At 72.2% G+C, this 21,229-nt stretch carries 22 protein-coding genes; 16 read left to right on the forward strand and 6 right to left on the reverse strand.

Annotated features, from left to right (window positions below; all coding sequences use genetic code 11):
- The first annotated feature begins 19 nt into the window (after positions 1-19).
- A complete protein-coding gene (gene dnaE / locus IO20_RS0101900; RefSeq protein ID WP_031126664.1) occupies positions 20-3,559 on the forward strand; it encodes a DNA polymerase III subunit alpha in 3,540 nt (1,179 codons plus the stop codon).
- An 87-nt stretch (positions 3,560-3,646) separates the two neighbouring features.
- Here the strand turns inward: dnaE and IO20_RS40655 are convergent, their stop codons facing one another.
- Complete coding sequence (locus IO20_RS40655; protein WP_169749501.1) at positions 3,647-3,820, reverse strand: hypothetical protein; 174 nt, start codon at positions 3,818-3,820, stop codon at positions 3,647-3,649.
- A gap of 382 nt (positions 3,821-4,202) precedes the next feature.
- Between IO20_RS40655 and IO20_RS0101910 the strand changes: the two genes are divergently transcribed.
- The 4 genes from IO20_RS0101910 (at position 4,203) to IO20_RS0101925 (ending at position 8,160) form a co-directional block, all read left to right on the forward strand.
- A complete protein-coding gene (locus tag IO20_RS0101910; protein ID WP_030547308.1) occupies positions 4,203-5,555 on the forward strand; it encodes an NYN domain-containing protein in 1,353 nt (450 codons plus the stop codon).
- An 11-nt stretch (positions 5,556-5,566) separates the two neighbouring features.
- The gene (locus IO20_RS0101915; protein ID WP_030547307.1) at positions 5,567-6,547 is read left to right on the forward strand and encodes an ABC transporter ATP-binding protein; all 981 of its coding nucleotides are present in this window, start codon (positions 5,567-5,569) and stop codon (positions 6,545-6,547) included.
- A 79-nt stretch (positions 6,548-6,626) separates the two neighbouring features.
- Positions 6,627-7,484: an ABC transporter permease gene (locus tag IO20_RS0101920; protein WP_030547306.1), complete on the forward strand. Its 858-nt coding sequence runs from the start codon at positions 6,627-6,629 to the stop codon at positions 7,482-7,484.
- A gap of 34 nt (positions 7,485-7,518) precedes the next feature.
- Positions 7,519-8,160, forward strand: coding sequence for a hypothetical protein (locus IO20_RS0101925; RefSeq protein ID WP_030547305.1), 642 nt, complete (start codon positions 7,519-7,521; stop codon positions 8,158-8,160).
- Between the two features lie 35 nt (positions 8,161-8,195).
- Here IO20_RS0101925 and ybaK read toward each other — a convergent pair whose 3' ends face one another.
- The 4 genes from ybaK to IO20_RS0101945 all read right to left on the reverse strand — a co-directional run bounded on the left by ybaK (position 8,196) and on the right by IO20_RS0101945 (position 12,227).
- A complete protein-coding gene (gene ybaK / locus IO20_RS0101930) occupies positions 8,196-8,693 on the reverse strand; it encodes a Cys-tRNA(Pro) deacylase (RefSeq protein ID WP_030211583.1) in 498 nt (165 codons plus the stop codon).
- A gap of 44 nt (positions 8,694-8,737) precedes the next feature.
- On the reverse strand, positions 8,738-9,475 hold the full coding sequence (locus tag IO20_RS0101935) for an LON peptidase substrate-binding domain-containing protein (protein WP_030211585.1): 738 nt from the start codon (positions 9,473-9,475) through the stop codon (positions 8,738-8,740).
- A gap of 10 nt (positions 9,476-9,485) precedes the next feature.
- Entirely contained in the window at positions 9,486-10,538 is a 1,053-nt protein-coding gene (locus tag IO20_RS0101940) for a hypothetical protein (RefSeq protein ID WP_030547303.1), read from the reverse strand.
- A gap of 75 nt (positions 10,539-10,613) precedes the next feature.
- A complete protein-coding gene (locus IO20_RS0101945; RefSeq protein WP_030547301.1) occupies positions 10,614-12,227 on the reverse strand; it encodes a hypothetical protein in 1,614 nt (537 codons plus the stop codon).
- Positions 12,228-12,454: 227 nt separating this feature from the next.
- Between IO20_RS0101945 and hisD the strand changes: the two genes are divergently transcribed.
- From hisD to IO20_RS0101995, 10 genes are all read left to right on the forward strand, one after another.
- The gene (gene hisD / locus IO20_RS0101950; RefSeq protein WP_030547299.1) at positions 12,455-13,798 is read left to right on the forward strand and encodes a histidinol dehydrogenase; all 1,344 of its coding nucleotides are present in this window, start codon (positions 12,455-12,457) and stop codon (positions 13,796-13,798) included.
- Entirely contained in the window at positions 13,795-14,916 is a 1,122-nt protein-coding gene (locus IO20_RS0101955; protein WP_030547297.1) for a histidinol-phosphate transaminase, read from the forward strand. The genes hisD and IO20_RS0101955 overlap by 4 nt, the downstream gene beginning before the upstream one ends.
- Positions 14,913-15,506 carry an imidazoleglycerol-phosphate dehydratase HisB gene (hisB, locus tag IO20_RS0101960; RefSeq protein ID WP_030211590.1) on the forward strand — a complete coding sequence of 198 codons (594 nt, stop codon included), beginning with the start codon at positions 14,913-14,915 and terminating at the stop codon, positions 15,504-15,506. Before IO20_RS0101955 ends, hisB begins: the two co-directional genes overlap by 4 nt.
- Before the next feature lie 2 nt (positions 15,507-15,508).
- The gene (locus IO20_RS40660; RefSeq protein WP_030211591.1) at positions 15,509-15,673 is read left to right on the forward strand and encodes a hypothetical protein; all 165 of its coding nucleotides are present in this window, start codon (positions 15,509-15,511) and stop codon (positions 15,671-15,673) included.
- Positions 15,674-15,675: 2 nt separating this feature from the next.
- On the forward strand, positions 15,676-16,323 hold the full coding sequence (hisH, locus tag IO20_RS0101970; protein WP_030547294.1) for an imidazole glycerol phosphate synthase subunit HisH: 648 nt from the start codon (positions 15,676-15,678) through the stop codon (positions 16,321-16,323).
- Positions 16,324-16,325: 2 nt separating this feature from the next.
- Positions 16,326-17,054 (forward strand): bifunctional 1-(5-phosphoribosyl)-5-((5-phosphoribosylamino)methylideneamino)imidazole-4-carboxamide isomerase/phosphoribosylanthranilate isomerase PriA, encoded by a 729-nt coding sequence (gene priA, locus IO20_RS0101975; protein ID WP_030547292.1) that lies wholly within the window; start codon positions 16,326-16,328, stop codon positions 17,052-17,054.
- Positions 17,051-17,449, forward strand: a complete 399-nt coding sequence (locus IO20_RS0101980; protein ID WP_030547290.1) for a RidA family protein — start codon at positions 17,051-17,053, stop codon at positions 17,447-17,449. The genes priA and IO20_RS0101980 overlap by 4 nt, the downstream gene beginning before the upstream one ends.
- Entirely contained in the window at positions 17,446-18,201 is a 756-nt protein-coding gene (gene hisF / locus IO20_RS0101985) for an imidazole glycerol phosphate synthase subunit HisF (protein WP_030211599.1), read from the forward strand. Before IO20_RS0101980 ends, hisF begins: the two co-directional genes overlap by 4 nt.
- Positions 18,202-18,310: 109 nt before the next feature.
- Positions 18,311-18,898, forward strand: coding sequence for an ArsR/SmtB family transcription factor (locus IO20_RS0101990; protein WP_030547288.1), 588 nt, complete (start codon positions 18,311-18,313; stop codon positions 18,896-18,898).
- On the forward strand, positions 18,895-20,133 hold the full coding sequence (locus IO20_RS0101995) for an MFS transporter (protein ID WP_030547285.1): 1,239 nt from the start codon (positions 18,895-18,897) through the stop codon (positions 20,131-20,133). Before IO20_RS0101990 ends, IO20_RS0101995 begins: the two co-directional genes overlap by 4 nt.
- A 22-nt stretch (positions 20,134-20,155) precedes the next feature.
- On the opposite strand, the gene IO20_RS0102000 is transcribed toward IO20_RS0101995, so the two are convergent.
- A complete protein-coding gene (locus tag IO20_RS0102000; protein WP_030547282.1) occupies positions 20,156-20,791 on the reverse strand; it encodes a TIGR03085 family metal-binding protein in 636 nt (211 codons plus the stop codon).
- Between the two features lie 84 nt (positions 20,792-20,875).
- Here IO20_RS0102000 and hisI point away from each other — a divergent pair, with 84 nt between their 5' ends.
- Complete coding sequence (hisI, locus tag IO20_RS0102005; RefSeq protein ID WP_030547280.1) at positions 20,876-21,226, forward strand: phosphoribosyl-AMP cyclohydrolase; 351 nt, start codon at positions 20,876-20,878, stop codon at positions 21,224-21,226.
- Positions 21,227-21,229 lie beyond the last annotated feature (3 nt).

The following is a 21,229-nucleotide window of genomic DNA, read 5'->3' on the forward strand; positions in this document are numbered from 1 at the left end:
GCTACGGAGACCTCTCGCCGTGACCAAGCCGCCCTTCACGCACCTCCACGTCCACACCCAGTACTCGCTGCTGGACGGTGCCGCGCGGCTGAAGGACATGTTCAACGCGTGCAACGAGATGGGCATGACCCATATCGCCATGTCCGACCACGGCAACCTGCACGGGGCGTACGACTTCTTCCACACGGCGAAGAAGGCCGGGGTGACGCCGATCATCGGCATCGAGGCGTACGTCGCCCCCGAGTCCCGGCGCAACAAGCGGAAGATCCAGTGGGGCCAGCCGCACCAGAAGCGGGACGACGTCTCCGGTTCCGGTGGCTACACCCACAAGACGATCTGGGCGGCGAACGACACCGGACTGCACAACCTCTTCAAGCTCTCCTCCGACGCGTACGCCGAGGGCTGGCTCCAGAAGTGGCCCCGGATGGACAAGGAGACCATCTCCAAGTGGTCGGAGGGGCTCATCGCCTCCACCGGCTGCCCCTCCGGCGAGCTGCAGACCCGCCTTCGCCTCGGCCAGTTCGACGAGGCCCTCAAGTCGGCCTCCGAGTACCAGGACATCTTCGGCAAGGAGCGGTACTTCCTGGAGCTGATGGACCACGGCATCGAGATCGAGCGCCGGGTCCGCGACGGGCTCCTGGAGATCGGCAAGAAGCTCGGCATCCCGCCGCTGGTCACCAACGACTCGCACTACACGTACGCGCACGAGTCGACCGCGCACGACGCCCTGCTCTGCATCCAGACCGGCAAGAACCTCTCCGACCCGGACCGCTTCCGCTTCGACGGCACCGGCTACTACCTCAAGTCCACGGACGAGATGTACGCGATCGACTCCTCGGACGCCTGGCAGGAGGGCTGCCGCAACACCCTCCTGGTCGCCGAGCAGGTCAGCACCGAGGGCATGTTCGTCGAGAAGAACCTCATGCCGAAGTTCGACATCCCGGAGGGCTACACCGAGGTCAGCTGGTTCCGCGAGGAGACCATGCGGGGCATGCACCGCCGCTTCCCCGGCGGCATCCCCGACGACCGCATGAAGCAGGTCGAGTACGAGATGGACACCATCATCTCGATGGGCTTCCCCGGCTACTTCCTCGTCGTCGCCGACTTCATCATGTGGGCCAAGAAGCAGGGCATCGCCGTGGGCCCCGGCCGAGGCTCCGCGGCCGGCTCGATCGTCGCGTACGCCATGGGCATCACCGACCTCGACCCGATCCCGCACGGCCTGATCTTCGAGCGCTTCCTCAACCCCGAGCGCATCTCGATGCCCGATGTCGACATCGACTTCGACGAGCGCCGGCGCGTCGAGGTGATCCGCTACGTGACGGAGAAGTACGGCTCCGACAAGGTCGCCATGATCGGCACGTACGGCAAGATCAAGGCGAAGAACGCGATCAAGGACTCCGCGCGCGTCCTCGGCTACCCGTACGCCATGGGCGACCGGCTCACCAAGGCCATGCCCGCCGACGTCCTCGGCAAGGGCATCGACCTCAACGGCATCACCGACCCCTCGCACCCCCGCTACAGCGAGGCCGGCGAGATCCGCGCGATGTACGAGAACGAGCCGGACGTCAAGAAGGTCATCGACACCGCCCGGGGCGTCGAGGGCCTGGTCCGCCAGATGGGCGTCCACGCGGCCGGCGTGATCATGTCCAGCGAGCCGATCGTCGACCACGCGCCGATCTGGGTCCGGCACACCGACGGCGTCACCATCACGCAGTGGGACTACCCCCAGTGCGAGTCGCTCGGCCTGCTCAAGATGGACTTCCTGGGCCTGCGCAACCTCACCATCATGGACGACGCCGTCAAGATGGTGAAGGCCAACAAGGGCATCGACCTCGACCTGCTGGCCCTGCCGCTGGACGACCCGGCCACCTTCGAACTGCTCCAGCGCGGTGAGACCCTCGGCGTCTTCCAGTTCGACGGCGGGCCCATGCGCTCGCTGCTCCGGCTGATGAAGCCCGACAACTTCGAAGACATCTCCGCCGTGTCCGCCCTGTACCGGCCGGGCCCGATGGGCATGAACTCGCACACGAACTACGCCCTGCGCAAGAACAAGCAGCAGGAGATCACCCCGATCCACCCCGAGCTGGAGAAGCCGCTCGAAGAGGTGCTCGCGGTCACCTACGGCCTCATCGTGTACCAGGAGCAGGTGCAGAAGGCCGCCCAGATCATCGCCGGCTACTCGCTCGGCGAGGCCGACATCCTCCGTCGCGTCATGGGCAAGAAGAAGCCCGAGGAGCTGGCGAAGAACTTCACCATCTTCCAGGCCGGAGCCAAGAAGAACGGCTACAGCGACGAGGCCATCAAGGCCCTCTGGGACGTCCTGGTCCCCTTCGCCGGCTACGCCTTCAACAAGGCCCACTCGGCCGCGTACGGCCTGGTCTCCTACTGGACCGCCTACCTCAAGGCCAACCACCCCGCCGAGTACATGGCGGGACTGCTCACCTCGGTCAAGGACGACAAGGACAAGTCCGCGGTCTACCTCAACGAATGCCGCCGCATGGGCATCAAGGTCCTGCCGCCCAACGTGAACGAGTCCGAGTCGAACTTCGCCGCCCAGGGCGACGACGTGATCCTCTTCGGCCTCTCCGCCGTCCGCAACGTCGGCACCAACGTCGTCGAGTCGATCATCAAGTCGCGCAAGGCGAAGGGGAAGTACACCTCCTTCCCGGACTTCCTCGACAAGGTCGAGGCCGTCGTCTGCAACAAGCGGACCATCGAGTCGCTGATCAAGGCCGGCGCCTTCGACGAGATGGGCCACACCCGCAAGGGCCTGGTCGCCCACCACGAACCGATGATCGACAACGTGGTGGCGGTCAAGCGCAAGGAGGCCGAGGGACAGTTCGACCTCTTCGGCGGCATGGGCGACGAGGCGACCGACGAGCCCGGCTTCGGCCTCGACGTCGAGTTCTCCGACGTCGAGTGGGAGAAGTCGTACCTGCTCGCCCAGGAGCGCGAGATGCTCGGCCTGTACGTCTCCGACCACCCGCTCTTCGGCATCGAGCACGTCCTGTCCGACAAGACGGACGCGGCGATCTCCCAGCTCACCGGCGGCGAGCACTCCGACGGCGCGGTCGTCACCATCGGCGGCATCATCTCCGGCCTCCAGCGCAAGATGACCAAGCAGGGCAACGCCTGGGCGATCGCCACCGTCGAGGACCTGGCCGGCTCCATCGAGTGCATGTTCTTCCCGGCCACCTACCAGCTGGTCTCCACCCAGCTCGTCGAGGACACGGTCGTCTTCGTCAAGGGACGGCTCGACAAGCGCGAGGACGTCCCCCGGCTGGTCGCCATGGAGCTGATGGTCCCCGACCTGTCGAACGCCGGGACCAACGCACCGGTCGTCCTCACCATCCCCACCGTCAAGGTGACCCCGCCGATGGTCACCCGGCTCGGTGAGATCCTCGGCCACCACAAGGGCAACACCGAGGTCCGGATCAAGCTCCAGGGCCCCCGCAAGACGACGGTGCTCCGGCTCGACCGGCACCGGGTGCAGGCCGACCCGGCGCTCTTCGGCGACCTGAAGGTGCTGCTCGGCCCGTCCTGCCTGGCCGGCTAGGGAATCAGACACCCCCTAGCGGCCTCCTCCGCCCACGCGCAAGGGGCGCGCCCGTCGTCACGGGCGCGCCCCTTTGCCGTGGGTGCGTCAGTTGTGGCCGAAGCGCTTCTGACGGCCCTTGCGTGCCATGTCCCCCGGCGTGACCTGGCTGGCGCGCTGCTCGGCCTGGGACTCCATCGACGACTGCTGTGCCTGCTGGGCGCCGCGCTCGGCCGGCGACTGCTGCTTCTGGCTACGGTTCTGACTGCGGTTCTTGGCCATGGGGATGCCTCCTCAAAGGGACCTGGGGCCTGTCCGGCGGATCATGGCCGGGCCCGCGACGTCCGGCACGGCACCTCGCCGCGTTGCCGAAACGCCCGCATAGCTCCGCTATGAGGACGCTCCGGCGCCGTGCGAGGCGCCGCACCAGCCGCCGCGGCCTGTCCGGCCCTGATCCGCCGGACAGGCCCTGGGGGCCAGGGCCGCTGTCAGACTCACATACGGCATGAACCGGCGCATGTTGGATCATTACGGAACGTAAGCACCCGCCCGAACGTGACTTCCGCCACGCCGATGATCCAGTTCCGACCGTCGAGCCCCCGCGCTTCGGGCAGACTCGAAGCAAACTCCGAAGCAACTCCGATCCCGAGGTTCCCGAAAGAGGGTGGAACACGTGGACCGCTGCGTCGTCCTGGTGGACGCCGGCTACCTGCTGGGCGCCGCCGCCAGTCTGCTCGCCGGGGAACCGGCCCGCTCCCGGATCACCGTCGACCACGCCGGGCTCATCCAGCAGCTGCGCCAGCGCGCGGAGGCCGAGACCGCGCTGCCCCTCCTGCGGATCTACTGGTTCGACGGCGCGCCCGACCGGGTGCCCCAGCCCGAGCACCGCAGACTGCGGGTGATGCCCCGGGTCACCGTCCGGCTCGGCGCACTGACCCGGAGCGACGGACGCTGGGCCCAGAAGGGCGTCGACGCGGCCATGCACACCGAGCTGACCGAGCTGGCCAGGAACCGGGCCTGCTCCGACATCGTGCTCGTCACCGGCGACGGCGACCTGCTGCCCGGCCTGATGTCCGCCAAGGAACACGGCGTCGCCGTCCACCTCTGGGCCGTCCAGGCCGCCGACGGCGACTACAACCAGTCCGAGGACCTCGTCGCCGAGGCCGACGAGCGCCGGGTCCTCGACCGGGTCTGGATCACCCGCGCCGTCCGCGCCAAGGACCTCACCGGGATCTGCGCACCCCCGCCCGCCCCGCGCCCCGAGATCGCCGCCATCCTCTCCGCGCCGCTGCCCGAGGCGGCCCTCGCCGCCTCCGCGGAACGCGCGGCCGAAGCGGCCGCCTCGCCCGCCGGGACCGCGGGGGAGGGCTCCGCGCCCCACGGCAACGGACACGTCCGCCCCAACGGCCACGGGCACGTCCATCCCAACGGCCACGTCCGGGACGACGAGCACACGCACGGCGCCGACGTCCCCGCCCCCGCCCCGGGCAAGGGCGTCCCCACCCCCAAGGACCTCGCCGGACTGCGCGCCCCCGCCGCCGCCGGCACCCCGGGCGGCCCAGTGCCGCAGGGCGCGAGCGCGCTCCGCTGGTCCTCCGACCGGGGATGGGTGGAGCGCCCCGCCCCCGCGCTCGGTGAACCCGCCGAGACCGCGTCCCTGCCCACCCTCGCCACCCTCACCAGCGCCGAGCAGCGCTGGGCGGACCGCGAGGAGGACATCACCACCGTCGGCGGCGACCCGTTCGAGGTCGGACAGGTGTTCGCCCGCCGGTGGATGGAACGGCTCCCCGAGCAGAGCCACGTCCAGAAGCTCTCCACGCTCTACCCGCGCATCCCGCACCGCATCGACGGCGAACTCCTCCGCTACGCGGCACGATTCGGCCTCCTCGCCCACAAGGACGACCAGATCGACGAGCACGACCGCTACGCCATCCGGGCCGGCTTCTGGCGCGAGATCGACGTCCGGGCCGCCGCCGAACACGCCCCCGCGCCCGGAGCGGGCCCGGCGACCCCGTAGTCTCTTCCCCCGTGAGTACGGTGTGCGTGGTGCGGGATCTGGTCAAGACGTACCCCGCCACGCGCGGCAGGCGCGGAGCGCCCGCGACACCCGAGGTGCGGGCCACCGACGGGATCAGTCTCGACGTGCGCGGCGGCGAGATCTTCGGGCTGCTCGGCCCCAACGGAGCCGGCAAGTCCACGCTGGTCCGCCAGCTCACCGGCCTGCTGCGCCCCGACTCCGGCACCGTCCGGCTCCTCGGCCACGACCTCGTACGCCACCCCGAGCGGGCCGCCCGGCTCCTCGCGTACCTCGGCCAGGAGTCCACCGCCCTCGACGAGCTGACCGTCGCCCTCGCCGCCGAGACCACCGGACGGCTGCGCGGCCTCACCGCCCACGACGCGCGCGCCGGGCGCGACGCCGTCCTCGACGAACTCGGCCTCGGTCCGCTCGCCTCCCGGCCCCTCAGGAAGCTCTCCGGCGGCCAGCGGCGGCTCGCCTGCTTCGCCGCCGCGCTCGTCGGCCGGCGGCCCGTCCTCGTCCTCGACGAGCCCACCACCGGCATGGACCCCGTCGCCCGCCGCGCCGTCTGGGCGGCCGTCGACCGGCGGCGCGCCGAACACGGCGCCACCGTGCTGCTCGTCACCCACAACGTCATCGAGGCCGAGACCGTGCTCGACCGGGTCGCCGTCCTCGAACACGGCAAGGTCATCGCCTGCGACACCCCGGCCGGGCTCAAGGAACGCGTCGCGGGCGAGGTCCGCGTCGAGCTGGTCTGGCGCGACGCCGCACCCCTCCATCTCCCCGAGGTCGCCGCGCTGCGCGGACTCGCCCAGGAGACGGGCCGGCGCTGGATCCTCAGGCTCGCCCCCGACGCGGCCCGCGCGGCGGTCGCCACCGTCACCGGCGGGGCCGCCTTCGCCGCCCTCGACGACTTCACCCTGGCCACGCCCAGCCTGGAGGACGTGTACCTGGCGCTGGGCGGCGCGACCGAGGGGCTGGTGAAGGCATGACCCGCCGCGGTCCCCGGGCCGTCGGCCCCGACCCCCGAAGCCCGCGCGTTCCGTACGTGACCGTCAGGAGCTGTACGCAGTGAGCACCCTGCCCGCCGAGGCCCTGCCGACCGGCGCGTCCTCCCTCCGGACCCGCGACGACGAGACCCACGAGGGCGAGACCCACGAGGGCGAGGCCGCCGCGGCGCCCCTCGCCCCGCGCGCCCGCCTGCTGCCCTCCCTGGCCGCCGTGTACCGCGCCCAGCTGTCCCGTGCCCGGGTCGCCCGCATCCCGCTGCTCTTCGTCGCCACCTTCCAGTCCGTCGGGATCATGGTCCTGATGCGCGGGGTCGTCGACGGCGGCTCCGAGGCACGCGCGGTCGTGGCCGGCTCCACGGTCCTCGTCGTCGCCTTCGTCGCGCTCAACCTGCTCGCCCAGTACTTCGGGCAGCTGCGGGCGACCGGCGGCCTCGACCACTACGCCACCCTGCCCGTGCCGCCCGCCGCCGTGGTGCTCGGCGCCGCCGGGGCGTACGCCTCCTTCACCCTGCCCGGCACCGCCGTCACCGCCGTCGCCGGCTCCGTGCTCTTCGGACTGCCGCTCGGCCACCTCTGGATCCTGGCCGCCGTCGTCCCGCTCGCCGGGGCCGCCCTGGCAGGGCTCGGCGCTGCCCTCGGACTCCTCGCACCCCGCCAGGAACTGGCCACCCTCCTCGGCCAGCTCGGCATGTCGGCGGCGCTGCTGCTCGGCGTCCTGCCGGCGGAGCGGCTTCCGGAGCCCATCGGTCTGGCGCGGGACCTGCTGCCGTCGACGTACGGAGTGGAGGCCCTGGCCCGCACCTTCGACCCGCACCCCGACTGGACGGCCGTCGGCCTCGACCTCGCCGTGTGCGGGGCGGTCGGCGTGCTCTCCCTCGCGGTCGCCACCTGGGCCTACCGGCGGGCCGCCGTCCGCTGAGGCGGGCCACAGGCACACCTGGCACGATGGCTGAGTGACCGCACCTCTGACTCCGCCTCACCAGCCGCCGCCGCACGACCCCGACTGGCCGCCGCCGCCCCCGCCGATGCTCGGTCCGGCAGGGGACCCGATCACGGTGGCCGAAGTCGTGCAGGGCGTTCTGGTGACCCTCGTCTCGGCGGTCGCGGGCGCGCTCCTCGGAGTGCTCTGGCTGAATCTGGCCCCGCGGGTCCTGCTCATCTCGGACGGTGAGGGGGTCTACCTCCGCAACTCCGAGGGGGAGGCGGCGATCGGCTCCGACGGAACGTTCGTCCTTCTCGCACTGGCCTTCGGCGCGATCGCCGGGCTCGTCGTCTTCCTGCTGCGCCGCAAGGGCGGCGTGCCGCTGGTGCTCGGCCTCGCCGTCGGCGGCGTGCTGGGCTCCCTGCTCGCCTGGGGACTCGGCACGTACTTCGGCCCGGCGCGGGACGTGGTCGCCCACGCGAAGGCGGTCGGCCCCAACGTGGCCTTCGAGGCACCGCTCGAACTGAACCTGGGGGCCGCCGCCATGCTGGCCTGGCCGCTCGCGGCGACGCTCGTGCACCTGGCGCTGACCGCCCTCTTCGGGCCGCGCGACCCGGAACCGGAACCGTGGGACCAGCCGAAGCCGTACGCCCCGGGCCCCGGCCCGAGCTGACGCGGCCGTACGGACGGCCGTGCCGGCGGGGAACGTCAGGCGCGGCCGATCGGGGCCACGACCGCCGAGGTGAGGGCGGCCAGGTCGGCGGGGGACAGCTCGACCTCCAGGCCGCGCCGACCCGCCGAGACACAGATGGACGCGTGGTCCGAGGCCGAGGAGTCGAGGACCGTGCGGAGCCGCTTGCGCTGACCGAGCGGCGAGATGCCGCCCCGCACGTAGCCCGTCGTCCGCTCCGCCGCCGCCGGGTCCGCCATCGCCGCGCGCTTGCCGCCGACCGCCGAGGCCAGCGCCTTCAGATCGAGCTGGCCCGCCACCGGGACCACCGCGACCGTCAGCTCGCCGTCGACATCCGCCACCAGCGTCTTGAAGACCCGGTCGGGGGAGACACCGAGGGCCTCCGCCGCCTCCTCGCCGTACGAGGGGGAGGCCGGGTCGTGCTCGTAGGCGTGCACGGTGAACGCGGTACCGGCCGCCGTCAGGGCGACCGTCGCAGGGGTGCCGCCGCTGTTCTTCTTCTGCTTCTTCGCCACGCGCTCTTCCTCGGCTCAGCCCGGTTCGGTGGGTCCGGATCGGCTCAGTTCGGGTACGTCGGGCCCTGCGTCAGGTCGACCACCGGCAGCGAGGGCAGGTGCCGCAGCACCGCCGTCTCCGCGCGCAGCAGCGTCAGCTCCTCACGCAGCCGGGTCGCCGTGTCGGGCGCCTGGAGCAGCCGCTGCTTGGACGGGGTGTCGAGCACCGCCGCGGCCGCGACCAGGTACGACACCACCGAGGGGTCGTCCGGCAGGTCGCTCGCCGTCAGCGAGCGCTCCCGTGCCCCCGCGAGCCGCTTCTGATAGCTCCGGAAGGCCCGCAGCACCCCCTCGGAGAGGGTGCCGGCCTCCTCGCCCTGCTCCTCGGGGATCTCCTCGGTCTCGGCGACCAGGAACGGCCCGCTCGCGTCGACCGAGAGCAGCCGGACCCGGGTCGTGCCGGTGGCCATCACCTCGAAGCTGCCGTCCGCGCGCTCACGGATCGACGCCGCGTCCGCGATGCAGCCGACCCGGTGGAAGGCCTGGATGGGGTCGGAGCCGAAGCCCGCCGCCGGGCCCTTCTCGGGCAGCGCCGTCTGGTCCGGCATGCCGGGTGCGGTCGGCGCGACCTCGCGGCCGTCCCGGATGGCGACGACGGCGAAGCGGCGCGGCTCCGAGTCGTCGATCGTGAGCAGCTCGCGCATCATGGCGCGATAGCGCTCCTCGAAGACGTTGAGCGGCAGCACGAGGCCGGGGAACAGCACCGCGTTGAGCGGGAAGAGTGGCAGGCGAGCGGTGGTCACAGCGGTCAGCCTAATGGCCGCCGGGCCCGCTCCGTCCGGCCCGTCCACGTCCGGCGTCCCGGAAGGCCGACCGGCGGGCCGGCTCGCGCCGCACCCGGTCCCGCACGGCGAGGAAACGGAGGAGGGGATCCTCCCGTACGGAGCCCCGCCCGGCACTGCGCGCGGCCCCCCACGGGAACGAGGTCGCGTGGGCCCCGATCCGGCCGAACTCCTCCCGCGCCTCCGCCCACCGGCCACGCTCGACCAGCACGTACGCGAGCAGGTTGCGGACCTCGGCCGGCCACGGGTCGCCCACCGGGAACGCCGCCGACAGCGTCAGGGCACGGTCCGCCGCCCGGTCGATCCGGGCCTCGGGCACGGCCGGGTCGCTGTCCGTCGGTACCCGGAGCCGGTCGTAGGCCGCGCGGACCGGCAGCGCCCGGACGAGCGAGTCGGGGGCGGCGTCGTCGGCCGCCTCCTCGGCGAAGTCGAAGGCGGCGCGGTGCGAGCCGTACCACTGCGCGGAGAGGTACTTGAGCGCCGCGACGTGACAGCCGTAGTGGTGCGGGGAGCGGCGCACGGCCTGCTCCCAGTGCGACTCGAAGACGCCGTGCCCCGCGTGCGCCCCGCGCGCGTGGTCCAGGGCGAGACGCCACGGCACCGGGTCGTGCGGAGCCGCCTCGGTGACCGCCGTGACGAGCGGGCCGAGCTCGCGCAGCCGCTCGGCCCGGGCGGGCGACTCCCAGGCCCTGCGGACGGCGAGCTGCGCCGTGACGAGGAGCGCGTCGGGGTCGCCCGGCGAGGCGGAGAGCCAGTGGGCCAGCCAGTCGCCCCTGCTGTACGCGAAGGTCGCGAGCCGGGTGACGTACCGGTCGCGGTCCTCCCACTCGCCGGAGTCCCGGGTGGTGGCGAGCAGTTTCGCGGCGGGCTCCGGATCGGCGAGGGCGGCGGCGACCAGGGCGGGGGCGAGCCGCCCGTCCGGGGCGTCGAGCAGCACGTCGTCGTCCGGGACGAACCCGGCGGCGGGCCGCGGGGCGTACCGGGCCGGGTGGACGGCGCCGATCAGGGCACGGAACAAGGACATGGTGTGTCGTATTCTCCCCCGGCCCCCGCCGCCCCGGCAGCCCACCTCACACCCCGTACACCAAACCTCCGCCGCTCACCCCCTGCTCAGCAGCCGGGTCGCGCCCGCCGCCACCGTGGTCGCCAGGATCCAGCCGAGCAGGATGAGCACCGCCGCGGCCCACTGCCAGACGCCTTCGAGGCGCCAGTAGCCGTCCTGGCCGAGGTTGATCACGGGTATCAGCAGGTCGAGGGCGTACAGCGGGCCGTTCCACGCGGGGGCCTCCTCCGCCTTCAGCGGTATCGGGCGGTAGCGGGAGAACGCCACCGTGCCCGCCGCCCACAGGACCGCCATCCACAGGGCCGCCCGGCCCGGCCGGTAGCCGTACGCCACGGTCCAGTCCTGGACGTATCCCCAGAGCTTCCCCGCCAGCGGCAGGGTCTCCCGTCTGCGCCGCTGCTTGGCGAGCAGCACCTCGCGGGCGTCGGCGTCCTCCCCGCTGTTGCGCAGGACCGTCGCCAGTCGTTCGTACGGCTCGGGGGCGTACTCCGGGGTCGCCGCCGCGACCCACTCCAGGCGCCAGGCCAGCGGGAAGCGCTCGTACGGCACCAGGTTCTCGTAGACGAAGCCGCCCATCGCGAGCCCGCCGGGGCCCGGCCAGCTGGTCCACAGGTCGATCAGGGTGACGACCTTGGCGCCGTTGAGCACGACGCGGCCCTCCTCCGGGCGCTCGCCGTTGAACCTCAGCTCCGGGGTGACTATCCGGCGCAGCGAGACCTCCTCCCGGCGTGCCCCGTTCAGCAGGAACCGGGCGTGGTGCAGGTCCACCGCGTCACCGAACCGCCCGTCGTCGAGCCGCACCCCGCCGTGGAACTCCACCGGTTTGCGCCGGGCGCCCTGGGTGGGCGTCACGCCGTACGGCGGGGTGGCCGTCGAGTTGCCCGCGGTCCCCGCGGGGCCCGTCTCCTCGTACACCCAGGCCGCGTTCAGATAGAGCGAGCGCTCCACCGTCAGCTGCGGCGCGTTCAGCGCGCGGCGGCCCTGGGCGCCGCGCAGCACGCTGCCGCGCAGGCTGAGCGAGACGCCGACCTTCGCCCCGCGCAGGCTCAGCTCCCCGTGCGTCTCGATCAGCTCGGCCTGCAGGTCCTGGGCGACCACGAGGCCGTCCGCGGTGATGGCCCGTCCCCGCCGGTCCGGCCACACCTGGATCTGGTTGACGAGCAGGTCCGTGCCGATCTGCGCGTCGGTGAGCCGGATGCCCCGCTGCACCCGGCAGCGCGGCAGGTGCAGGTCCCCCTCGGTGTGCAGCCGGGCCGCCTCCAGGCGCGGCAGGGCGCACTCGACCATGCGCAGCGTCCCGAAGCGGGCCTCGGGCAGCACCACCTCGCCGTCGAACCGGCAGCCGTACAGCTCGACGTACGGCCCTATCGTCCCGCCCGCCAGGTTGAGCACCCCGGTGATGCGGACCCCGCGCAGCTTCAGCGCGGCCACCCGCCCGGATCTGGCCGGCGGCCCCGCGAGCAGCAGCAGCGCCACCACCTCGGCGCGGACGCTCCGCTCCTCTCCCCATTCCCTCGTCCCGAAGGGGTCGTCCCACTCCGCGACGCCCTCCGTCAGATCGCACGTCCTGCCGATCCGGAACGCCCGCCACACGGCCCGTTCCGGGCCCGTGAGACCGTCCGGCATTCCGTCCTCGTGCGGCTCGGTCACTGCCGCCCCCTCGCTTTCCACGATCCGTCTCCGCGATTCCGTGATTCCGTGTCGAGATTCCGCGGTTCCGATTCGTACAGCCGTTCTTCCCGCTGAGTGACGGGCTGAACGCTAACGGTCAGGAGTGGCGAGAGGACGCCAATGTGACGTGTATCAGTCAGTGATTGGCATGTATCAGCTGGTGATACGGGCGACCGGCGTTGTAGGCCGTCTGCGAGAATTGACCCGTGATCTCTCGAATCGATCTGCGCGGCGAGGCCCTCCCCGAGGGTTCCGCCCTGCGCGACCTGCTGCCCCGTGCCGAGTTCGACGTGGAAGCCGCCCTGGAGAAGGTGCGGCCGATCTGCGAGGACGTACGGCATCATGGCGCCGCAGCGGTGATCGACTACGGGGAGAAATTCGACGGCGTCCGCATCGAGCGCCTGCGCGTCCCCGCCGAGGAGCTCCGCCGCGCCCTCGACGAGCTCGACCCGGCCGTCCGCGCCGCCCTGGAGGAGTCCATCCGGCGCGCCCGCCTCGTCCACCGGAACCAGCGCCGCACCACCCACACCACCCAGGTCGTCCCCGGCGGCACGGTCACCGAGAAGTGGATCCCGGTCGACCGCGTCGGCCTGTACGTGCCGGGCGGCCGCTCCGTCTATCCGTCCTCCGTCGTGATGAACGTCGTCCCCGCCCAGGAGGCCGGCGTCGAGGGCGTGGCCATCGCCTCCCCGCCGCAGAAGGAGTTCGGCGGCCTGCCGCACCCCACGATCCTCGCCGCCTGCGCCCTGCTCGGCGTCGACGAGGTCTACGCGGCCGGCGGCGCCCAGGCCATCGCCATGTTCGCGTACGGCACGCGGAGCACCGCCGACGAGCCCGGCTGCGCCCCCGTCAACCTGGTCACCGGCCCCGGCAACATCTACGTCGCCGCCGCCAAGCGCCTCCTCAAGGGCCGCATCGGCATCGACGCCGAGGCCGGCCCCACCGAGATCGCGGTCCTCGCGGACTCCACCGCCGACCCCGTCCACGTCGCCGCCGACCTGATCAGCCAGGCCGAGCACGACCCGATGGCCGCCTCCGTCCTCGTCACCGACTCCGAGGAGCTGGCCGCGGCCACCGAGGCCGAGCTGAAGACCCAGGTCGCCGCCTCCAAGCACGTCGACGACCGGATCGTCCCCGCCCTGGCCGGCCGCCAGTCCGCGATCGTCCTCGTCGACGGCCTCGACGAGGGCCTGCGCGTCGTCGACGCGTACGGCGCCGAGCACCTGGAGATCCAGACCCGCGACGCCGCCGCCGTCGCCGACCGCGTCCGCAACGCGGGCGCGATCTTCGTCGGCCCCTGGGCCCCCGTCTCGCTCGGCGACTACTGCGCCGGCTCCAACCACGTCCTGCCCACCGGCGGCTGCGCCTGCCACTCCTCGGGCCTCTCCGTGCAGTCCTTCCTGCGCGGGGTGCACATCGTGGACTACACGCGCGACGCGCTCGCCGACGTCGCCCACCACGTGGTGACCCTCGCCGAGGCCGAGGACCTGCCCGCCCACGGCGCCGCGATCAAGGCCCGTTTCGGGTGGAAGGTGCCGGAGAGCAAGTGACCCCGAACGAGACAGTCCGCATCGACGACCTCCCCGTCCGCGACGAGCTGCGCGGCAAGTCCCCCTACGGCGCGCCCCAGCTCGACGTCCCCGTCCAGCTGAACACCAACGAGAACCCCTACCCGCTGCCCGAGTCCCTGGTGGCCCGGATCGCGGAGCGGGTCGCCGAGGCCGCCCGCGGCCTCAACCGCTACCCCGACCGGGACGCGGTCGAGCTGCGCACCGAACTCGCCCGCTACCTCACCCGCACCGGAAAGCACCCGGTCGCCGTCGAGAACGTGTGGGCGGCCAACGGCTCCAACGAGGTCCTCCAGCAGCTGCTCCAGACCTTCGGCGGCCCCGGCCGTACCGCCATCGGCTTCGAGCCCTCGTACTCGATGCACGCCCTCATCGCCCGCGGCACCGGCACCGGCTGGATCTCCGGCCCGCGCCACGAGGACTTCCGCCTGGACGTGGCGGCGGCCGAGAAGGCGATCGCCGAGCACCGGCCCGACGTCGTCTTCATCACCTCCCCCAACAACCCCACCGGCACCGCCGTCGCGGCCGACGCCGTCCTCGCCCTCTACGAGGCGGCCCAGGCGGCCAGGCCCTCCATGGTGGTCGTCGACGAGGCGTACGTGGAGTTCAGCCACCGGGACTCGCTGCTGCCCCTCATCGAGGGCCGCCCGAACCTGGTGGTCTCCCGGACCATGTCCAAGGCCTTCGGCGCCGCGGGACTGCGCCTCGGCTACCTCGCCGCCCACCCCGCCGTGGTCGACGCCGTCCAGCTGGTCCGCCTCCCGTACCACCTCTCCGCCGTCACCCAGGCGACGGCGCTCGCCGCCCTCGAGCACACCGACACCCTCCTCGGGTACGTCGAACAGCTCAAGGGCGAGCGCGACCGGCTCGTCACCGAGCTGCGCGCGATCGGCTTCGAGGTCACCGACTCGGACGCCAACTTCGTGCAGTTCGGGAAGTTCCCCGACACCCACGCGGCCTGGCAGCGGATCCTCGACCGGGGCGTCCTTGTCCGGGACAACGGCGTACCGGGATGGCTGCGGGTCACCGCCGGCACACCCGAAGAGAACGACGCGTTCCTCGACGCGGTTCGTGAATTGATGAAGGAGCAGGAGCGATGAGCCGCGTAGGCCGCGTTGAGCGCACCACCAAGGAGACCTCCGTCGTCGTCGAGATCGACCTCGACGGCACCGGAAAGGTCGACGTGTCGACCGGGGTCGGCTTCTACGACCACATGCTCGACCAGCTCGGCCGGCACGGTCTGTTCGACCTCACCGTCAAGACCGACGGCGACCTGCACATCGACTCGCACCACACCATCGAGGACACCGCCCTCGCCCTCGGCGCCGCCTTCAAGCAGGCCCTCGGCGACAAGGTCGGCATCTACCGCTTCGGCAACTGCACCGTCCCCCTGGACGAGTCGCTCGCCCAGGTGACCGTCGACCTCTCCGGCCGGCCGTACCTCGTGCACACCGAGCCCGAGAACATGGCGCCGATGATCGGCTCGTACGACACGACGATGACCCGGCACATCCTGGAGTCCTTCGTCGCCCAGGCCCAGATCGCGCTGCACGTCCACGTCCCGTACGGGCGCAACGCCCACCACATCGTGGAGTGCCAGTTCAAGGCGCTCGCCCGCGCCCTCCGCTACGCCTCCGAGCGCGACGTGCGCGCCGCCGGCATCCTCCCCTCCACGAAGGGCGCCCTCTAGTCGTGAACGGCCTCTCCACCGTCCTCATCGTCGTCGGGCTCTTCCTGCTCGGCGGCATCTACTCCTTCGCCAAGCAGCAGATGCCCAAGAGCGTCATCGTGCTGCTCTCCGTCGGCGCGGCGATGTGCCTCACCGCCGGCGTGCTCCGACTGAGCGTGTGGGCGTGACCATGAGCACCTCCTCCCCGAAGAAGGTCGTCGTCTTCGACTACGGCTTCGGCAACGTCCGCTCCGCCGAGCGCGCCCTCGCCCGGGTCGGCGCCGACGTCGAGATCACCCGCGACTACGACAAGGCCATGAACGCCGACGGGCTCCTCGTCCCCGGCGTCGGTGCCTTCTCCGCCTGCATGCAGGGACTCAAGGAGGCCCGCGGCGACTGGATCGTCGGCCGCAGGCTCTCCGGCGGACGCCCGGTCATGGGCATCTGCGTCGGCATGCAGATCCTCTTCGCCCACGGCATCGAGCACGGCGTTGAGACCGAGGGCCTCGACGAGTGGCCCGGTACCGTCGAGCCGCTGAACGCCCCCGTCGTCCCCCACATGGGCTGGAACACCGTCGACGCGCCCGCCGACACGCAGCTGTTCGCCGGCCTCGACGCCGACGCCCGGTACTACTTCGTGCACTCCTACGCGGTGCGCGAGTGGACCCTGGAGGTCGGCAACAAGAACATGCGCGCCCCCAAGGTCACCTGGGCCACCCACGGCGAACCCTTCGTCGCGGCCGTCGAGAACGGCGCCCTGTGGGCCACCCAGTTCCACCCCGAGAAGTCCGGCGACGCCGGAGCCCAGCTCCTCACCAATTGGATCGAGACCCTCTGATCATGGCTCAGACGCTTGAACTCCTCCCCGCCGTCGACGTCCGCGACGGCCAGGCCGTCCGCCTCGTGCACGGCGAGTCGGGCACCGAGACCTCCTACGGCTCCCCGCTCGAAGCGGCCCTCGCCTGGCAGAACTCCGGCGCCGAGTGGCTCCACCTGGTGGACCTCGACGCCGCCTTCGGCACCGGGGACAACCGGCAGCTGATCGCCGAGGTCGCCCGGGCCATGGACATCAAGGTCGAGCTCTCCGGCGGCATCCGCGACGACGCCTCGCTCGCCGCCGCCCTCGCCACCGGCTGCACCCGCGTCAACCTCGGCACCGCCGCCCTGGAGACCCCCGAGTGGGTCGCCAAGGTCATCGCCGAGCACGGCGACAAGATCGCCGTCGGACTCGACGTACGCGGCACGACGCTCCGCGGCCGGGGCTGGACCCGCGACGGCGGCGACCTCTACGAGACGCTCGCCCGCCTCGACTCCGAGGGCTGCTCCCGCTACGTCGTCACCGACATCGCCAAGGACGGCACCCTCCAGGGCCCCAACCTGGAGCTCCTGAAGAACGTCTGCGCGGCCACCGACAAGCCCGTCGTCGCCTCCGGCGGCGTCTCCTCCCTGGACGACCTGCGGGCCCTGTCCGAGCTGGTCCCGCTGGGCGTGGAGGGCGCCATCGTCGGCAAGGCGCTCTACGCCAAGGCGTTCACCCTGGAAGAGGCGCTCGCGGCGGTGCGGCCGTGACCGCCGAGGTCCGCAAGGTCGTGACCGGCGCTCCCTGGGAGGACCAGTTCGGCTACTCCCGCGCGGTGCGGCTGCCGAACGGCCTGGTCCTGGTCTCCGGCTGTACGTCGGTGGTCGGCGGCCAGATCGCCGGGGGAGGCCCCTACGAGCAGGCGATGAACTCCTTCAACGTGGCCTTCGGCGCGCTGAAGCAGCTGGACATGGGCCCGGAGCACGTCGTGCGCACCCGGATGTACATCACGCACGCCCGGGACGTGGAGGAGGTCGGCCGCGCGCACAAGGAGCTGTTCGACGCCGTCCGCCCCGCCGCCTCGATGATCATCGTCTCCGGCTTCGTCGACCCCAGCCTGGTCGTCGAGGTCGAGGTGGAAGCCTTCCGGGGTGATGCGGCATGAGCCTCGCCGTACGGGTGATCCCCTGCCTGGACGTCGACAACGGCCGGGTCGTCAAGGGCGTCAACTTCCAGAACCTGCGGGACGCCGGTGACCCCGTCGAGATGGCGAAGCTGTACGACGCCGAGGGTGCCGACGAGCTGTGCTTCCTCGACATCACCGCCTCCTCCGGCAACCGGGAGACCACCTACGACGTGGTGCGCCGCACCGCCGAGCAGGTCTTCATCCCGCTCACGGTCGGCGGCGGCGTCCGGGCGGCACAGGACGTCGACAAGTTGCTGCGGGCCGGGGCCGACAAGGTGGGCGTCAACACAGCCGCCATCGCGCGCCCCGAGCTGATCCAGGAGATCGCGGAGCGCTTCGGCCGCCAGGTGCTGGTCCTGTCGGTCGACGCCCGGCGTACCGCCTCGGGGTCCTTCGAGGTGACGACGCACGGCGGCCGCAAGGGCACCGGCATCGACGCCGTCGAGTGGGCGCACCGGGCCGCCGAGCTCGGGGCGGGGGAGATCCTGCTCAACTCGATGGACGCGGACGGGACGAAGGACGGCTACGACACCGAGATGATCGCGGCCGTGCGCAAGCACGTCACGGTGCCGGTGATCGCCTCCGGCGGCGCCGGCAAGCTCGCCGACTTCCCGCCGGCCGTGGCGGCGGGCGCGGACGCGGTGCTCGCGGCCTCCGTCTTCCACTTCGGCGACCTGCGGATCCCCCAGGTCAAGGACGCGCTGCGGGAGGCGGGCCACCAGGTCCGCTGAGCGGGTGCGGGTGAGGGCCCCTCCGGGGGCCCTCCTTCTTCGCCAGATGCGCAGGATTATTTGCGCAATTCTCATTGCGCAGTTTTTCCTTCGCATCTAACGTCGTGTCATGACCTCGCCGGAGAACCGCCGGATCACCGATCTCGGCACCCTCAAAGCCATCTCGCACCCGCTGCGGATGCGCCTCTACCGCGCCCTCTTCGTGGCCCGCACCGCCACCGCCTCCCAGCTCGCCGACCAGGTCGACGAGGCCGTCTCCCTCGTCAGCTACCACCTGCGCAAGCTCGCCGACCACGGCCTCATCGAGGAGGCCGAGACCCAGTCGGCGGACGGCCGTGAACGCTGGTGGCAGCCCAGCTCGTACGGCTTCAGCATCCAGGAGGAGGACGTCCGGGACGCCCCCGAACTGGTCGCCGCGAGCGACGCCTTCGGGCGGACCGTCAACGAACAGCGCGTCGAACTCCACCGCCGCTTCCTCGACGAGCGGCTCACCTGGTCCGACGAGTGGCGCTCCGCCTCCGTCAGCAGCGAATGGCTGCCCCGCCTCACCGCCGCCGAACTCACCGCCCTCGGCCAGGAGCTCGAAGCCGTCCTCATGAAGCACGACCAGGCCGCCCGCGCCGCCGAAGCGGCCGGCGAGACCGAGGGCCGCGAGAACGTCGCTGTCCACCTCCACGCGTTCCCCTACCGCTCGTGACGGCCACCCAGCTCGCCCCCGTAGAGCGCCCCGCCTACCGCGACCCCAACATCCTGCGCTGGCTCGGCGCCTACACCGCCTCCACCACCGGCGACATGGTCTACCACCTGGCCCTCTCCTGGGCCGCGGTCCAGAGCGGCACCCCCGCGCAGGCCGGCATCGTGCTCGCCCTCAGCGCCGTGATGCGCGCCCTCCTGATGCTCTTCGGGGGAGTGGTCGCCGACCGGTTCGGACCCCGCCGGGTCGTCATCTCCTCCGACGCCGTCCGCTGTGTCGTCGTCCTCGGCGTCGCCGCCCTGCTCGCCCTCTCCACCCCGGGGCTCTGGGCCCTCGCCGCCCTCGCGCTCGTCTTCGGAGCCGTGGACGCCCTCTTCATGCCCGCCGTCGGCGCCCTGCCGCCGCGGATCGCCCCCACCGCGCAGCTCGGCAGGGTCCAGGGCATGCGGGGCCTCTCCTACCGGACATCGGTCCTGCTCGGCGCCCCGCTCGGCGGACTCGCGGTCGCCCTCGGCGGACCGGCCGCCGCGTTCGGCGCGGCGGGTCTGCTCTTCGCCTTCTCGCTGCCCCTGCTCCTGGCGCTCCGCCTCTCGCCACTGCCCTCCGACGACGGGCAGCCACGGGAGAGGACCACCGCCCTGCGCGACCTGACCGACGGACTGCGCTACATCCGCCGGCACCGCGTCCTCGGCCCGCTGACGATCGTCATCGCCCTGAGCGACCTCGGCTTCGTCGGCCCCCTCAACGTCGGCCTCGCGCTCCTCTCCGACCAGCGCGGCTGGGGCGCCGCCGGCATCGGCTGGGTCCTCGCCGGCTTCGGCACGGGAGCAGGCGCCGCGTCCCTGGTCCTGACCGTACGGGGCCGCGTCCCGCGCGCGGGACGGATGCTCTCCTGGACCATCGCCCTCGGCGCGGTGTCGATCGGCGCCCTCGCGTACGTACCGGGGCTGCCCGCGGCCGTGGCCGTGTCCGTCGCGATCGGTCTGCTCGCCGGACTCAGCGGCGCCCTGTGCGGAGCACTCACCCAGACCGAGTGCGACCCCGCCTACCTGGGCCGGGTCACCTCGGTGACCACCTTCTTCAGCCTCGGCGTCGCCCCGCTGAGCTTCCCGCTCACCGGGGCGGCCGTCGGACTGTGGGGCCCGGCGCCGGTCTTCACCGCCAGCGCCGCCGTCTGCGCCCTCGGCGGGCTCTACGGCCTCTCGGTGAAGGCCCTGCGCCGCGCGGAAATGCCCTGACGGACCGCAACCCGTTTCCGGGTCAGAGCCCCAGCTGCTTGGTCTCGCGCATCCGCTCGATCGCCTCCGCCTCCCCGTCCAGCTCCACCTTCGCCGCGTCCTGGCGCCCGTACAGGTACATCACCAGCTCACCCGGCTCCCCCGAGACCGTCACCACGGGGGTGCCTCGGTGCGCCACCGCCGTCTGGCCGTTCGGGCGGCGAAGGACCAGGCCCACCGGGACCTTGCGGCCGAGGAGCCGGGCGGTGCGCTCCAGACGGGACCAGAGGGCGTCCGCGAAGACCGGGTCGAGCGCGCGCGCCGACCAGTCGGGCTGGGCGCGGCGCACGTCCTCCGCGTGGACGTAGAACTCGACGACGTTCGCCCCCTCGTCCACCTGCTTGATGGTGAACGGCGAGAACCGCGGCGGCCCCGTACGGATGAGCTGGATCAGCTCCTCGTAGGGCTTGTCGGCGAACTCCGCCTGCACCCGGTCCTGCCGTTCCTTCAGCGCCGGTACGAGCGAACCGGCCGCCGCGTCCGGGCGCCGCTCGCGCACCACCACATGGGCCGCGAGGTCCCGGGTACGCCAGCCCTCGCAGAGCGTCGGTGCGTCCGGGCCCGCCGCCTCCAACAGGTCGGCGAGCAGAAGCCGTTCACGTTTGGCATGGGTCGACATGACCTCCAGCGTACGACCGCCGCCACCGGTCCGCCCAGTGGACGCTCCGCCGGACACCACCCCGGGGCGCGGCACAATGGCGACATGAGCAGCAATCTCGACCCGGCCGTCGCCGCCCGCCTCAAGCGCAGCCCCGACGGGCTCGTCCCCGCCATCGCCCAGCAGTACGACACCGGCGAGGTGCTGATGCTGGGCTGGATGGACGACGAGGCCCTGCACCGCACCCTCACCACCGGCCGCTGCACCTACTGGTCGCGCAGCCGCCAGGAGTACTGGGTCAAGGGTGACACCTCCGGCCACGTCCAGCACGTCAAGTCCGTCGCCCTCGACTGCGACGCGGACACCCTCCTCGTCAAGGTCGACCAGGTCGGGGCCGCCTGCCACACCGGCGCCCGCACCTGCTTCGACGCCGACGTGCTCCCCGTATCCCAGTAAGGT

It is taken from the genome of Streptomyces exfoliatus, assembly GCF_000725545.1.
Classification (GTDB): Bacteria; Actinomycetota; Actinomycetes; order Streptomycetales; family Streptomycetaceae; genus Streptomyces; species Streptomyces exfoliatus.